The organism is Streptomyces sp. NPDC091972 (genome assembly GCF_044756385.1).
Taxonomy (GTDB): domain Bacteria; phylum Actinomycetota; class Actinomycetes; order Streptomycetales; family Streptomycetaceae; genus Streptomyces.
On the sequence record NZ_JBIVSV010000013.1, the window covers coordinates 181,523 to 194,765 of the forward strand.

15 protein-coding genes are annotated in these 13,243 nt (G+C 70.5%); 8 read left to right on the top strand and 7 right to left on the bottom strand.

Annotated features, from left to right (window positions below):
* The first annotated feature begins 9 nt into the window (after positions 1-9).
* From ACIQJT_RS32475 to ACIQJT_RS32500, 6 genes are all read left to right on the top strand, one after another.
* Positions 10-1,101, top strand: a complete 1,092-nt coding sequence (locus ACIQJT_RS32475) for an MSMEG_0568 family radical SAM protein (RefSeq protein ID WP_402649399.1) — start codon at positions 10-12, stop codon at positions 1,099-1,101.
* Positions 1,098-2,537 (top strand): MSMEG_0567/sll0787 family protein, encoded by a 1,440-nt coding sequence (locus tag ACIQJT_RS32480; protein WP_402649400.1) that lies wholly within the window; start codon positions 1,098-1,100, stop codon positions 2,535-2,537. Before ACIQJT_RS32475 ends, ACIQJT_RS32480 begins: the two co-directional genes overlap by 4 nt.
* A complete protein-coding gene (locus tag ACIQJT_RS32485) occupies positions 2,534-3,385 on the top strand; it encodes a carbon-nitrogen hydrolase family protein (RefSeq protein WP_402649401.1) in 852 nt (283 codons plus the stop codon). The genes ACIQJT_RS32480 and ACIQJT_RS32485 overlap by 4 nt, the downstream gene beginning before the upstream one ends.
* Positions 3,382-4,218 (top strand): carbon-nitrogen hydrolase family protein, encoded by an 837-nt coding sequence (locus ACIQJT_RS32490; RefSeq protein WP_402649402.1) that lies wholly within the window; start codon positions 3,382-3,384, stop codon positions 4,216-4,218. Before ACIQJT_RS32485 ends, ACIQJT_RS32490 begins: the two co-directional genes overlap by 4 nt.
* Positions 4,215-5,321 carry an MSMEG_0565 family glycosyltransferase gene (locus ACIQJT_RS32495; RefSeq protein ID WP_402649403.1) on the top strand — a complete coding sequence of 369 codons (1,107 nt, stop codon included), beginning with the start codon at positions 4,215-4,217 and terminating at the stop codon, positions 5,319-5,321. Before ACIQJT_RS32490 ends, ACIQJT_RS32495 begins: the two co-directional genes overlap by 4 nt.
* Before the next feature lie 314 nt (positions 5,322-5,635).
* Positions 5,636-5,893, top strand: coding sequence for a DUF2630 family protein (locus tag ACIQJT_RS32500; protein ID WP_365461303.1), 258 nt, complete (start codon positions 5,636-5,638; stop codon positions 5,891-5,893).
* 505 nt (positions 5,894-6,398) lie between these two features.
* Here the strand turns inward: ACIQJT_RS32500 and ACIQJT_RS32505 are convergent.
* The 3 genes from ACIQJT_RS32505 to ACIQJT_RS32515 all read right to left on the bottom strand — a co-directional run bounded on the left by ACIQJT_RS32505 (position 6,399) and on the right by ACIQJT_RS32515 (position 8,439).
* The gene (locus ACIQJT_RS32505) at positions 6,399-6,806 is read right to left on the bottom strand and encodes a DUF6193 family natural product biosynthesis protein (protein WP_402649404.1); all 408 of its coding nucleotides are present in this window, start codon (positions 6,804-6,806) and stop codon (positions 6,399-6,401) included.
* 291 nt (positions 6,807-7,097) lie between these two features.
* Positions 7,098-7,571, bottom strand: a complete 474-nt coding sequence (locus tag ACIQJT_RS32510; RefSeq protein WP_365461307.1) for a hypothetical protein — start codon at positions 7,569-7,571, stop codon at positions 7,098-7,100.
* Between the two features lie 259 nt (positions 7,572-7,830).
* Positions 7,831-8,439, bottom strand: coding sequence for a TetR/AcrR family transcriptional regulator (locus tag ACIQJT_RS32515; RefSeq protein ID WP_402649405.1), 609 nt, complete (start codon positions 8,437-8,439; stop codon positions 7,831-7,833).
* A gap of 146 nt (positions 8,440-8,585) precedes the next feature.
* On the opposite strand from ACIQJT_RS32515, the gene ACIQJT_RS32520 reads away from it, so the two are divergent.
* Complete coding sequence (locus ACIQJT_RS32520; RefSeq protein ID WP_402649406.1) at positions 8,586-8,870, top strand: hypothetical protein; 285 nt, start codon at positions 8,586-8,588, stop codon at positions 8,868-8,870.
* 186 nt (positions 8,871-9,056) lie between these two features.
* A complete protein-coding gene (locus tag ACIQJT_RS32525; protein ID WP_402649407.1) occupies positions 9,057-10,196 on the top strand; it encodes an FAD-dependent oxidoreductase in 1,140 nt (379 codons plus the stop codon).
* A 256-nt stretch (positions 10,197-10,452) separates the two neighbouring features.
* Here ACIQJT_RS32525 and ACIQJT_RS32530 read toward each other — a convergent pair whose 3' ends face one another.
* The 4 genes from ACIQJT_RS32530 to ACIQJT_RS32545 form a co-directional block, all read right to left on the bottom strand.
* The gene (locus ACIQJT_RS32530) at positions 10,453-11,196 is read right to left on the bottom strand and encodes an SDR family oxidoreductase (RefSeq protein WP_402649484.1); all 744 of its coding nucleotides are present in this window, start codon (positions 11,194-11,196) and stop codon (positions 10,453-10,455) included.
* A gap of 148 nt (positions 11,197-11,344) precedes the next feature.
* Positions 11,345-11,476 carry a hypothetical protein gene (locus ACIQJT_RS32535; RefSeq protein WP_402649408.1) on the bottom strand — a complete coding sequence of 44 codons (132 nt, stop codon included), beginning with the start codon at positions 11,474-11,476 and terminating at the stop codon, positions 11,345-11,347.
* 517 nt (positions 11,477-11,993) lie between these two features.
* On the bottom strand, positions 11,994-12,485 hold the full coding sequence (locus ACIQJT_RS32540; RefSeq protein ID WP_402649409.1) for a DUF4265 domain-containing protein: 492 nt from the start codon (positions 12,483-12,485) through the stop codon (positions 11,994-11,996).
* An 82-nt stretch (positions 12,486-12,567) separates the two neighbouring features.
* Positions 12,568-13,020, bottom strand: coding sequence for a hypothetical protein (locus tag ACIQJT_RS32545; protein WP_402649410.1), 453 nt, complete (start codon positions 13,018-13,020; stop codon positions 12,568-12,570).
* Positions 13,021-13,243 lie beyond the last annotated feature (223 nt).

Below are 13,243 nucleotides of genomic sequence, written 5' to 3' on the forward strand. Positions count from 1 at the left end.
GAGCACGACGTGAGCGTTGGCACCGGAGACAGCGGTACGGCGGTGGATGTGCGGATCATGACCCGTGCCGAACTCGCCCTGCGCGGCGTCGCGTCGGACGCGCCCGTGCGGCGGCCGGACGGCGCAGGACCCAGCGACGACGGACACGTCCTCGTCGACGGTGCCAACGCCGCGCTCCCACGCAACCCCCACAGTCCCTACTCGGTGCGCGACGGCAAGGTGTGGCTCGGCGACGAGGACACCGGCCTCACCTACACCCCCGTACGCCGCCCGAGGTTCTACGACCTCACCACGTCCGACGGCATCCGCTACGAGCAGATCGCCCGCCTGCACGGCTCGGACGTCCTGGCCACCACCGTCGTGCAGACCTGCATCCGCTACGCCGAGTCCGACCGCTGCCGCTTCTGCACCATCGAGGAGTCCCTGCGCTCCGGCGCGACCGTGGCCGCCAAGACCCCGGCACAGCTCGCCGAGGTCGCCGAGGCCGCCGTACGCCTCGACGGCATACGGCAGATGGTGATGACCACCGGCACCACCACCGGACCCGACCGCGGCGCCCGCAACCTCGTACGGTCGGTCCTCGCGGTGCTGGAAGCCGTGCCCGGTCTGCCGATCCAGGTGCAGTGCGAACCACCCGGCGACCTCACCTGGATCCGCGCCCTGCACGACGCCGGGGCCACCGCCATCGGCATCCACGTCGAGTCCCTCGACGACCAGGTGCGCCGACGCTGGATGCCCGGCAAGTCGACGGTCCCGCTGTCCGAGTACGAGGCCGCGTGGGACGAGGCGGTCCGCGTCTTCGGATCGAACCGCGTCTCCACCTACCTCCTCGTCGGACTGGGCGAGGATCCCGACGAACTCATCGCCGGGGCGGGCAGGTTGATCGACCGGGGGGTGTATCCGTTCGTCGTCCCGTTCCGCCCGATGAGCGGCACCCTCGCCGCCCGCGACGGCGTCCGGGCACCCGGTGCGCGACTCCTGACGTACGTCACCGAGGGCGTCGCCGCGAAGCTGCGCTCCGCCGGGATGAGCGGCGCCGACCAGAAGGCCGGCTGTGCGGCCTGCGGCGCCTGCAGCGTGCTGCAGACCGCGGGCGGGTGAGCGCCGTGAACCTCGACGGCTCCGGCACCGCGCCGGCCGTGGGCGATCCGCAGGACATCCTGGCCCTGCTCGGCGACCGCAACACGCTCGCCCGCCGACCCGCCTTCCGCATAGCGGAGGCGGACGGCACGGCGGACATGGCCGCCTACCGGGAGTTGCGCCGCGCTGCCTTCGTCCAGGAGCAGGGGCTCTTCGCCCATCACGACCTGGACGACCACGACACCGACCCCCGCACCGTCGTCCTGGTCGCGAAGGACCCCGAGGGCACCGTGGTCGGCGGGGTACGCCTCGGCCCGCTCCACGACGGCCCCGACCTCGGCTGGTGGCAGGGCGGGCGCCTCGTCGTCGCCCGCCGCGCCCGCGGCCCGCACGGCGTCGGCGCCGCGCTCGTCCGGGCCGCCTGCGCCCGGGCGGAGGCGGAGGGCGTGCTGCGGTTCGACGCGACCGTCCAGGCGCGCAACGAGGTGCTGTTCCGGCGGCTCGGCTGGCAGCGGGTGCGGGACACGACGGTCGCGGGCGCCCCGCACGTCCTGATGCGCTGGCCGATCGGCCGCATCGCCGCCCTCGCGACGGCCACGAAGTCCTCCCTGGGACCGCTCCTCACCGCGCTGGCCACGCCCTCGGGCTTCGTCGGCGACGACGGCGCGCCCGTGCCCGGCACCGACGTGATCGCGGCGTGCGACGCGATCGTGCCGTCCATGGTCGAACGGGACCCCGAGTGGGCGGGCTGGTGCGCGGTCCTCGTGAACGCCAACGACCTCGCCGCGATGGGCGCCACACCGCTCGGGCTGCTCGACGCGCTGGGCGCCCGCGACGCCGCGCACGCCGCTCGCGTACTGGCCGGACTGACCCGCGCAGCACAGGCGTACGACATCCCGGTGCTCGGCGGGCACACGCAACTGGGCGTCCCGGCCGCCTTGTCGGTGACCGCCCTCGGCCGCACGGACCGGCCGGTGCCGGGCGGCGGCGGTCGTCCCGGGCACGCCGTACGGCTCACCGCGGACCTCGGCGGAAGCTGGCGCCCGGGCTACCGCGGCCGCCAGTGGGACTCGACCAGCCGCCGTCGTACGGACGAACTGCGCACCATGACCGGCGCGGTGGCCGCCGCGCGGCCCGCCGCCGCCAAGGACGTGTCGATGGCGGGCATCGCCGGCACCCTCGGGATGCTCGCCGAGGCGAGCGGCTGCCGCGCGGTGCTCGACGTGGCCGCCGTTCCCAGGCCGGCGGCCGCGACCATGGGGGACTGGTTCACCTGTTTCCCGGGCTTCGCGATGCTCACGGCCGACGAACCGGGCGCACCGCCCCTGCCCGCCGGACCCGCCACGGGTGCGGTGTGCGGGGAGCTCACCGAAGGAGAAGGCGTCGGGCTGCGCTGGCCCGACGGAGAGATCACCGAGGCGGTCATGTCCACCGTGACCGGGATGGGGACCGCATGACCACCCTGCGCATGGCCGCCGTCGCCGCCGAGTTCGGCCGCGACCTGGAGGAAGACTTCCAGATCGCGGAACGGCTGATCAAGGAAGCCCGGGAGGAGGGCGTACGCCTGCTGGCGCTGCCCGAGGCGTGCCTCGGCGGGTATCTGCTCAGCCTCGACGACTCCGCCGAACTCGACCAGGGCCCGCCCGCGCTCGCCCTCGACGGCCCCGAGATCCGCCGACTGGCTTCCCTGGCCGGGGAGATGACCGTCGTCGCCGGATACTGCGAAGCGGCCGGGGAAGCCCGCTACAACAGCGTCGTCTGCGTCACCGGCGACGGTGTCCTCGGCAACCACCGCAAGGTCCACCAGCCGCTGAGCGAGGACGCCAGCTACGCCTCCGGGGACCGCTTCCACGCCTTCGACACCCCGGTCGGCCGGATCGGCATGATGATCTGCTACGACAAGGCGTTCCCGGAGTCCGCCCGTGCGCTCGCGCTCGACGGCGCCGAGATCGGGGTCTGTGTCTCCGCCTGGCCGGGGTCTCGTACGAACGCGGCCGCCGACCTCGTCAACGACCGCTGGAAACGCCGCTTCGACCTCTTCGACCGGGCCCGCGCGCTGGAGAACCAGATCGTGTGGCTGTCGGCCAACCAGGCGGGCACCTTCGGGTCGCTACGCTTCGTCGGCAGCGCCAAGGTCGTCGACCCCGGCGGCGAGATCCTCGCCGACACGGGCGTCGCCGCCGGCGTCGCCGTCACCGAACTGGACGTCGCTCAGGCACTGGAGACCGCCCGGCGGTCGATGGGACACCTGCGCGACCGGCGGCCCGAGACCTATGACATATCCACGGGAGCAGTCAGCGCATGAGCACGATCCGGATCGCGGCCGCGGCCGCCCACTTCGGCCGCGACCTGGAGTTCGATCTCGCCCGTATCGCCAAACTCATCGACGACGCGCGCGTCTCCGGTGCCGGGCTGCTGGTTCTGCCCGACGCCGCGCTCGGCGGCTACCTCGCGGACCTGCGCCACCCCGACCCCGACGCCCTGCCGCCTGCCCTGAAGCCGGACGACCCGCTGATCCTCCAAGTCGCCCGCCTGGCCGCCGAGATGGTGGTCTGCCTCGGCTACTGCGAGGACGGCGGCGACGAGCGCTACAACGCCGCGGTCTGCGTCAGCGGCGACGGTGTCCTCGGCCGTCACCGCAAGGTCCACCTGCCGGCCGGCGAGGTCGCCGCCTACGCGCCCGGCGACCGTTTCGACGCCTTCGACACCCCGGTCGGCCGCATCGGCATGCTCATCGACTACGACAAGACCTTCCCCGAGTCGGCCCGTTCGCTGGCGTTGGACGGCGCCGAGATCCTCGCCTGCCTGTCCGCCTGGCCCACGTCCCTCACCAACCGCGCCCCGCGCATGGCCCAGGACCGCCAGGCCAAGCTCTTCGACCTGTACGACCAGGCCCGCGCCGCCGAGAACCAGGTTGTCCTCGCCTCCTCCAACCAGACCGGCGCCATGGGCGGCATGCGCTTCCTCGGCCAGTCCAAGGTGGTCGGCCCGGGCGGTGACATCCTCGCCCGCACCTGGTCCAAGGCCGGCCTCGCGGTCGCCGAGATCGACGTCGCCGAGGAGATCGACCGCGCCCGCCGTACCCTGCGCCACCTCGACGAACGCCGCCCCGACGCCTACCGGGAGCACCCGTCGTGAAGATCGCTCTGCTGAGCTACTCCACCAAGCCGCGCGGCGGCGTCGTCCACACCCTGGCCCTCGCCGAGGCGCTCGCCGCGGCCGGGCAGGACGTCACGGTGTGGACGCTGGGCCGCGGCGGTGACGCGGGCTTCTTCCGGCCGGTCGACCCCGCCGTGCGGCTGCGGATCGTGCCCCTCCCGGACGGCCCGCCCGAGGAGACCGTCGGTGCACGGATCCTGCGCTCCATAGCCGTCCTGGGCGAGGCATTCGAGCCCTTCGCGGCCGCGTACGACATCGTCCACGCCCAGGACTGCATCAGCGCCAACGCGGTCGGTGGCCGCTGCGTCCGCACGGTCCACCACATCGACCACTTCACCACCCCCGAGCTGGCCGCCTGCCACGAGCGGGCCATCGTCGAGCCGTACGCGCACATCTGCGTGTCGGCGGCCGTCGCCAGGGAACTGGCCGACGGCTGGGGCATCGAGGCGGCGGTCATCCCCAACGGAGTGGCCTACAACCGTTTCGCCACCACCGATCCGGCCGCCCGCGCGAACTGGGCCGCCCGCCTGGGCCGTTACGTCCTCACCGTCGGCGGCATCGAGCCGCGCAAGGGCTCGTTGGACCTGCTGGAGGCGTACGCCCTGCTGCGCCCCGCACACCCGGACGTGCGGCTGGTGATCGCGGGCGGCGAGACCCTCTTCGACTACCGCGACTATCGAGCCCGCTGGGAGGCGCGGGCAGCCGCACTCGGCGTCGAACCGGTCGTGTTGGGCCAGGTCGCCGAGGACGAGCTGCCGCCCCTGGTGGCCGCCGCGTCCGCCTTCGCCTTCCCCTCCGTCAAGGAGGGTTTCGGGCTCGCCGCGATGGAAGCCCTGGCCGCGGGAGTTCCGCTGGTCGTACGCGATCTTCCCGTACTGCGCGAGGTCTTCGACAGCGCCGCCCGTTTCGCGACCACCCACCAGGACTTGGCCGCTGCACTCGGCGCCGCGCTCACGGACAACACCCTCGCGCGCCGGGAGAGGGGCCGCAGACTCGCCGCCCGCCACACCTGGGCCACCGCTGCGGAGCGCCACCTGGCGTTCTACGTCTCCTGGCTGAGCGGCTCCCAAAGTCCCCGCTAGGACCTGACCGCGACTTCGCACATGCAGCCCCGGTGTCCCCTCGGCATCTGATCTCCGCACGGGGCAGCCCATGCACGCTGGTGCCGTCGGAATGGCCGGTCTCTCTCGGGCGAGGACGTCTGGCTGCTCACCACGTCCCTGGACCACCGGATCTGCCCTGCTCGGTCACTCGACGCCGAGTGGCGGGCGGTCTCAGCGGTGTGCCGTAGTCGGCCGTCTCGCGCAAATCCGACAATTCCTACGGACGTGTGCCTCGAAGCAGCTGAGTCCCCCCGTGCCACACTTGGCCGCAGGCATGACCTGAAGGGAAACACATGACGAGCTCACAAGGTGAAACGAGCATTTTCGAGGCGATCGATGGCCTCGTGGCCGAGGAGCATGAGCTGCGCTCCCGGTCCCTCACGGAACACGGTCTTGATCAGGAGGGGCGTAGCCGCCTCAAGGCGGTGGAAGTGCAGCTCGATCAGTGCTGGGACCTGCTGCGGCAGAGGCGTGCCAAGTCGGAGTTCGGCCAGAATCCCGAGGAGGCGCACGTGCGCCCTGCAGACGAGGTGGAAGGCTACCTGGGCTGACCACCACAGGGTGCGGTCTTGCCCGGCGCGGCGAGGCCGCCCCCAAGCGCCGTCAAGGGGATCGTGAGGTGCTGGCCGCGATCGTCTTCGTGGCCACTTTGGGCTGCACCTGCCTTCCGCCGGTTCACCGAGTCTCTACACCAGCGCTCGTGCGCCACGTCCGAGGCGTTGGTCGGCGGCGTCAACGGGGCGCCGACTGCTCCAGCCACGCTGCTGGTGGGCCGGTACGAGGTCGTGGGATACCTGCGGCCGATCGCATGCAGGACCGGGTTGCTCGCTGCCGTGCGCCGCGACATGGACCCGGCCGATCCCGATCCCCCCTGGCACGGGCGCAGCTTGAGGATGGACGCGGCTTCGTCTCGAACGCGAGCACGAGCACGGTGTCCGAGCTGGACGCGCTGACCCGTCGCGAGGTCGCGCGGATCACCGTCGGCTCCGGTCTGCGTGGGCTGGGCAGACGAGCAGTCGCTTACGAAGATGCTTCCGCGAAGTCGGCTGTCCGTTTCTACCTGCTGCCCTTCGCCCTCTCGTAGGCGGCCAGTTCCTCTGCATTGCCGATGAAAGCCGGGCCGCAGTGCGGTGGCAGGCGATCGATGACCATCTTTACTGCAGCTTGTGCGCTGTCCGTCTCGGCGATCCGCGGGCTGGTTCGGCTCGGCCCTTCGACGTAGTACCGGCCGTCTCCCAGCGCGCCCACGTAGGGGATGTCCCATGTGTAGCGGATCTCTGTGCACCTGCTGAAGTGCAACTCCCACATACCCGTCCAGGGGTAGAGCTGACGAAGCCGTGGCTCGGCATGAGCCACCAGCACAAGCTCGGCGAACGGAGCGAAGAGCGGCGATTCCTCCGGTGGGCGAGCTTCGCCCGCGGTGGTCAGGGCCTGGTGCCAGGCTGCTTCGACAGTATTGGTCATGCGGTGATTGTGCGGGTCCAGCTGCCCCGTCATCAAAGATCACGTCGCTGGTGGTGGGTGCGATGCGCAGGCGTCGGCGGGCGGGGCGGCGCGCGGCACCGCCGTCAGCGCGGCGGTGCCGCCGGGCGGGGGAGAGGCCGGGGCGGGCGCGCGGGGTGGCGTCACCGGCCGGAAGTGTGGCGGGCGGCTTTGACGCCGACTTCCACCACCAGTTCGGGTTCCACCAACGTCACGTTGGGCGTCTGACGGCTGCCCCACTCGGCGGCGTCTTGAAGCGGTCGAGAGATCCGTTCAGCCGACGGTGAAGCGCTGGTTCTGGGCGCCTCGGTCACAGCGGGCAGTGCGGTAGTAGCCGTCGTCCTGCTGGTAGAGGCAGCGGCCCGTGCCGACGCTCTGGAGCATGATGGCGCTGCGGGCGGCGGGCTGGACGGTGCGCCACTTCTGGTAGGAGCCGCCGTTACAGCGCAGGGGGTAGACGTCGCCCCGGTCATTGCTGTCGAGGCAGCGGCCCCAGAAGTTGTTCTTGAGAGTGGTGCTGGTGTTGAGGCGGCCGTTCCACTGCCACAGGAGGCTGCCCCGTCCGGTGGTGCAGCGGTCGCCCTTGAGGCCGGTTTCGGAGTTCTCGCGCAGGCAGTCACCGTAGCGGTAGTTCGCGAAGCGGCTGGTGGTCGCGGCGGCCGATGCGGGTGTGGGGGTGAGGACGGGGAGGACAAGGCCGGCTGCGGCGATGAGGGCGGCGAAGGCATTCCGGAGCGGGCGGCGCACTGGGGTCTCCTGACAGTGGTTTCAGAGGTACCTCGACAGGATTCCGGAACCCCACAGCCCACGCCTGAAAAATGGGGAAAAACTCAGAACGTGTCGCTCATGTCAGTCGATCCGTTGCGGGGGCGGCCGGGACTGATGAAGATGCCGCGTGCGAGCGAGGCCGCTGAGAATCGTCGCGGCTGGTTCGGCGCGGTCACCGATATTGCTGATGCGCGGTCGGCGCCACCTGCGCTGTGCTGTCCCAGGGGAGGCGAAGAGTTCATTCCGCGGAGGCGAGTGTGTGCCAGCCGTGCTCAAGGAGATCGAAGGCACGGGTGATCGCCCGGCGGGGGTCGTCGTGGCCGCGGGCCGTGCGGGGTGCTTCGAGGGCGAAGTGGGCCAGGGCGGTACAGGCAGGATCGTCGTCCGGCAGGCCACTCTCCTCGGCGATGACCCGGGCCAGGGCGGCGGTGTGGCGCAGCCACATGTTCTGCTCGTAGTCGCGCAAGGCCGGTGTGGAGTTCACGAGGTTGAAGAACGCGGTGAAGCGGGGGTCGCCGCCGGCTGCGGCCATGCGGTGCTTCAGCACGTGGTCGCGCAGTGCGGCGGGGATCGACTGGCCTTCGGGGCGTTCGCGTACCGCGGCGAGCAGGCGGGCCTCCTTGTCCTCGTCCTCGTCGAAGACGAGCGCTTCCTTGACCGGGAAGTGCTTGAACAGGGTGGTGGTGGACACATCCGCAGCATCAGCGATCTCACGGATGCCGACGTCGTCGTAGCCGCGCGCGAGGAACAGGTGCAGCGCGGCGTCGGCGATGGCCTGGCGGGTGGCGGCCTTCTTGCGCTCGCGGCGTCCCATCGGTGCTTGCGGGGAGGGCGTGGTGTCGGGCATGCCCCAGAGCCTACCGGTAGGTTGCCCAACTTCAAAAGTGCAACTGTTGCATTTATTGAGCTGGTGTGCTCTTGTGGGGTGGCCGTCGTCGAGGCGTACCCGGCGGCCTTGTCTTCTCTCTCAGGTCCGAAAGGAAACGATCAGGCATGTCCGCGTCTGCTTCCCTCCCCGCTTTGCCCTTCCGTGCTGAAGGCGTGCGGCGGGTACTGCTCGGCGTGATGCGCGCGCTGCTCGGCACGAGGGTCGCCGGTACCGCGATGCCACGATCGTCGGCGACCTCGGAGACCTCGGCGGTCCGCAGCACGCCGTCTGAGTCGCCACCGCCTGCACGCTCGTCACCAAGGTCACCACGCCGCTCGGGGGGCAAACTCGGCGACCTGATCGGCGGCAAGCCCGTACATCTGGCGTCGATCGCTGTGTTCACCGTGTGATCGGCGCCGTGCAGGGTCGCCCGACCGACGACCGGGCTGATCGCCCTTGCGCGTCATGCAGGCCCTCGGCCCCCCGCGGTATCGGTGCGTGCGCCTTCGCGCTCATCGGCACCCTCGTGCACACCCCCGCCGCCCGACGCGGCGTACGACAGCACAGCCCCCACCCACCACGGACGGAGCCCCATCATGAACACCGCCCCCGCACCACGCATCGCCATCATCGGAGCCGGCCCCGGCGGCCTGACCTGCGCCCGCATCCTGCAGCGGCACGGCATTGCCGCCACCGTCTACGACCGGGAGAGCGGGCCCGATGCCCGCAACCAGGGCGGCACCCTGGACCTGCACGAGGACAACGGCCAGATCGCCCTGCGCGCGGCCGGACTCCTGGAGGACTTCTTCCGTCTGTCCCGGCCCGAGGGACAGGAGATGCGCCAGCTGGACCCGGACGGCAGGATCCTCTTCCACCACACCCCCGAAGAAGGCGAACGTTTCAAGCCGGAGATCGACCGCGGCCAGCTCCGCGACCTCCTCCTGAACTCCCTCCAGCCCGGCACCGTGCGCTGGGGACACACCCTAAAGGCCGTCGAAGGTCCAGCAGACGGCCCCCGGTCCCTGCACTTCGCCGACGGCACCGTCATCGAGGCCGACCTCGTCATCGGTGCCGACGGCGCCTGGTCCAAGGTCCGCCGCGCCGTCTCCGACGCCACCCCCCAGTACAGCGGCATCAGCTTCCTCGAAGCCTGGTTCCACGACGTCGACAACCAGCACCCCGCAATCGCCGAGCTCGTCGGCCAGGGCAGCGCCGCAGCGGCCGACGGCGACCGCTGCCTGTTCGCCCAGCGCAACAGTGGCAACCACATCCGCGTCTACATCATCCAGCGCGTCCCCGCCGACTGGATCACCGCCCAGGGCCTGACCACGCAGGACACCGACGCTCTCCGGGCACGACTCCTGCAGGAATACCGCGACTGGTCACCAGCCCTGCGCCGCCTGATCACCGACAACGACGGCCCCTACGTCGACCGCCCCATCCACGCTCTGCCCGTCCCCCACACCTGGGAGCACAATCCCACCGTCACCCTGCTCGGCGACGCCGCCCACCTCATGCCCCCGCTCGGTGTCGGCGTCAACCTCGCCATGCTCGACGCCTGCGAACTCGCCCTCGCCCTCGCTCACCACAACACCGTCGACGACGCCCTCCACGCCTACGAAGAGACCATGCTGCCCCGCTCGAACGAGATGCAACGGGTCCTCGACAATGGCGCGGAAGAGCTTCTGTCCACCGACTTGCCCGACTTCGCCCAGGACGGGGCGGTGACGGCCTGAACGGATTGCTGCGCGTCTCCGTCAGGGATGTGCCCGGCCCCGGGAACAACCGGTCTACCCAGCTCCTAGGGCCCGACGGCTGCGCCCCGCCCGCCCCGCCGGTGCGCAACTGGCCCTGGGAGTCGACGGGTTGCTGGCGTGTGGCGCCGTGGCGGTGAGGCAGGGGACCGAACTGTGCCGGACCTGACCGATGCCAGCTGGACGAGGCGCGCAGGCAGGTTTGCAGGTGGTGGAGCGGGCACTGGCCGGTCGGGGGTCAGCCCTGGGCGGTGGGGCGGATGACGATCTCGTTGACGTCGACGGTGGCCGGCTGGTGGAGGGCGTAGCTGATGGCCTGGGCGACGGCGGACGCTGGGATGGCGAGTTGCCGTGCGGCGGTGCGTGCCATCGTCTGTGCCTCGGCTGCGCCGCCCCGGTCCAGCAGTTCACTTTCGGTGAAGCCGGGGCTGATGATCGTGACGCGGATGTCGCGGTTTTCCTGGCGCAGTCCTTCTGAGAGGGCGCGGACTGCGTATTTGGTGGCGCAGTAGACGGCTGCGGTGGGGTCGACGCGGTGGCCGGCTACCGAGGCGATGTTGATGATGTGTCCGTTGCCCTGTTCACGCATTGTCGGCAGGACGGCGGCGATGCCGTACAGCGTGCCGCGGACATTGACGTCGAGCATTTGGTCCCACTCGTCGACGCGGCAGTCTGCCATCGGTGCCAGCGGCATCACGCCGGCGTTGTTGACCAGAGCGTCGATGCGGCCGTATCGGTTGAGGGCTGCGTCGACGAACGATGTGACGCTGTCGCGTCGCGTGACGTCGAGCGTGTGGTGGTCCAGTTCGCCGTCGGTCGCGCTCACCTGTCGGGCCAGCTCTGCCAGTCGGTCGGTGCGACGTGCTCCGGCCATGATCTGGTGGCCCGCGGCGGCCAGGTGTCGGGCCGTGGCCTCGCCGATGCCGCTGCTGGCCCCGGTGATCAGGACGACCTTCTTCTCCGCGGGGGTGGACGCAGGCATGAGAGTGATCTCCTTCGTGTGCACGAGGTAGCCCGTGGAGACGGCCACCGGCATCAGTCCACCCGCCAAGCAGGCGCTCAGGAAGGCCGGGCCAGCCTGGGTGCCGCGCACCCAGGCTGCCCCGTCAGGCGCGCAGGATTGCGGGATGTCACTTGCCGCCCGCGCCGGCGGGGGAGGACCGCCCACGGTGCTCGTGAAGCAGGGCTTGGTCGTAGGTGCGGTGGTCGATGCGGACGCCGCGGCCGGTGACCGGATGGAAGCGCACGGGAAGCAGTTCCAAGCAGTCGCCGCCGGTCAGCGGCAGTGGCACGTAGCCGGATGCGCCCAGCAGCGCGCCCCGCATCTCGTTGGCAGGGCTGCTTTGGACAGGACAGGGTGGCGCGAGCCCTCGTGGGGGCGGGGCTGCCAGCACGGGGACATCCAGATGGTGCGGACGCTGATCTGGCTGTAGCGGTCGACCCTGTGAGTGAACACGCGCCCTGCCTCGAACGGCTCATCCGGCAGGAGCAGGAGCAGCGGCTGTTCGACGGCGAAGCATTCGTCGATGGTCCGCGGCCGCGAGCCGCTCCGGCGCCGGGGTGGAGTGGTTGCGGCGGAAGCAGCCGATCTGCCCTCGACCTCGCCCTTCTCATGGGTGCCGTCGATGCCTGGACGGCAGGAGAAGCTCTCGATGCCGAACCTCCGCGACGTCAGGAAATCTGAAGCCCCTGGGTTGCGAACCGAGGGATGCGGGGGTCGTTTCGTGGTGTCCAAAGGCCCAGTTCTTGCGACTGCGAGCAGTTGCCATGTGCTGTCGATCAGCCTGGGGCGGAGAAAGGCATGGCGTCAGCCCACTCCCAGAACGCGCCGGCCTCTGCGACCTCGCGTTCCATGACCTCGAACAGCTGCGAAGGGGTTGTCCGGGGCGGAACGTCGACCGCGACGTGACGGTCCCCGCTCCATTCGCTCAGCAGGCCGGCCGCGTCGATCTCATGTTTGATGCGAGCGGTCGCCCCGGTCAACCGTGTCGGGTCCGGGCTGGGCATGAGAAGCATCCGCAGGACGCGGTGCCGGGAGAACTCCACCACCTCGCTGATCGAGTCATCAGCTGAGAGAAGCACGCGGTCTCCCAGGGCCAGTCCGTAGACGCGGAAGGGGATGCAGGCGACGGAGAACGTGCCGTCGTTGAGAGGCTTGAGCCAGAGCTGCTCCATCTGCCCGTCCAGCCCGAAACGGGCGAGGTCGGCGCGGGCGATGTAGTTGCTCTGAGTACGTCCGACCGGATCGTCGTGAACGATGAACTCCGTCATGCGCTTCCCCCCTGACCCGATTGTGTTGCCCGGCCATGATGCCGTGGCGGTCCATCAGGGAGTGCGGCAGGGGGCGGCCCGTTCAGCGGGTGCGTGAATCGTGTTCGGTGGCGGAGAGGGAGACGCCGGTTGTGTAACGAAGGCTGGTCTCGGCGCCGATCGCGAAGACGTGCGCGAGGTGAAGAGGATCTGCCCCGCTGGCGAGAGCCTCCTCCAAAATGCGATCCTGCCGCAGCCGGTCGAGGCCCACGGGCAGTGGTATGACCAGCTTGTCCAGCCACAACGTGCCGACTGCCGTCGTGGTGGTGGCCGTGTTCCGGCTGATCCGCAGATGCGGGTTGGCGCTGTTCGGCCGGCGGCCGCGCTGGTGGTCGAGGCAGTCGGTGATCGCCTTGGCGAGGTACTCGTCCAGGGGACGGTTGAGATTTCCGCCACCCAGACGACACTCGGCCAGGTGCACCTGGTCCAGCAGCAGTGTGCGGATCTGGTGAGCCGCCAGCGCGTGGATCCCGGACAGGGCGACGACCACGCTCATGGCCGCATCCTGCAGCAGACCTCCGCGCTGCACGCCTCAGCGGAGCAGGCGGAATCCTTCGTCCGCACCGCCTACGCCATCTCCGACGCGATCAACAGCCGCGCGCTGCCACGGGAAGAGTCCGAGTAACTCCCCTCGGGTTCCAAGAGTGCGAATTGCTGCCGGCGTTCCTGCGAAGTGGACGGTTACGGCATCGCACTTGGCTCACCAAGGCCAGTGCTGA

Bases quoted from the DNA above. Each gene is read 5' to 3' on its own strand.
- ACIQJT_RS32500 (WP_365461303.1), top strand. From the start codon at position 5,636: ATGACGAGCTCACAAGGTGAAACGAGCATTTTCGAGGCGATCGATGGC.
- ACIQJT_RS32530 (WP_402649484.1), bottom strand. From the start codon at position 11,196: ATGCCTGCGTCCACCCCCGCGGAGAAGAAGGTCGTCCTGATCACCGGG.
- ACIQJT_RS32525 (WP_402649407.1), top strand. From the start codon at position 9,057: ATGAACACCGCCCCCGCACCACGCATCGCCATCATCGGAGCCGGCCCC.
- ACIQJT_RS32515 (WP_402649405.1), bottom strand. From the start codon at position 8,439: ATGCCCGACACCACGCCCTCCCCGCAAGCACCGATGGGACGCCGCGAG.
- ACIQJT_RS32540 (WP_402649409.1), bottom strand. From the start codon at position 12,485: ATGACGGAGTTCATCGTTCACGACGATCCGGTCGGACGTACTCAGAGC.
- ACIQJT_RS32505 (WP_402649404.1), bottom strand. From the start codon at position 6,806: ATGACCAATACTGTCGAAGCAGCCTGGCACCAGGCCCTGACCACCGCG.
- ACIQJT_RS32490 (WP_402649402.1), top strand. From the start codon at position 3,382: ATGAGCACGATCCGGATCGCGGCCGCGGCCGCCCACTTCGGCCGCGAC.
- ACIQJT_RS32520 (WP_402649406.1), top strand. From the start codon at position 8,586: ATGTCCGCGTCTGCTTCCCTCCCCGCTTTGCCCTTCCGTGCTGAAGGC.
- ACIQJT_RS32545 (WP_402649410.1), bottom strand. From the start codon at position 13,020: ATGAGCGTGGTCGTCGCCCTGTCCGGGATCCACGCGCTGGCGGCTCAC.
- ACIQJT_RS32485 (WP_402649401.1), top strand. From the start codon at position 2,534: ATGACCACCCTGCGCATGGCCGCCGTCGCCGCCGAGTTCGGCCGCGAC.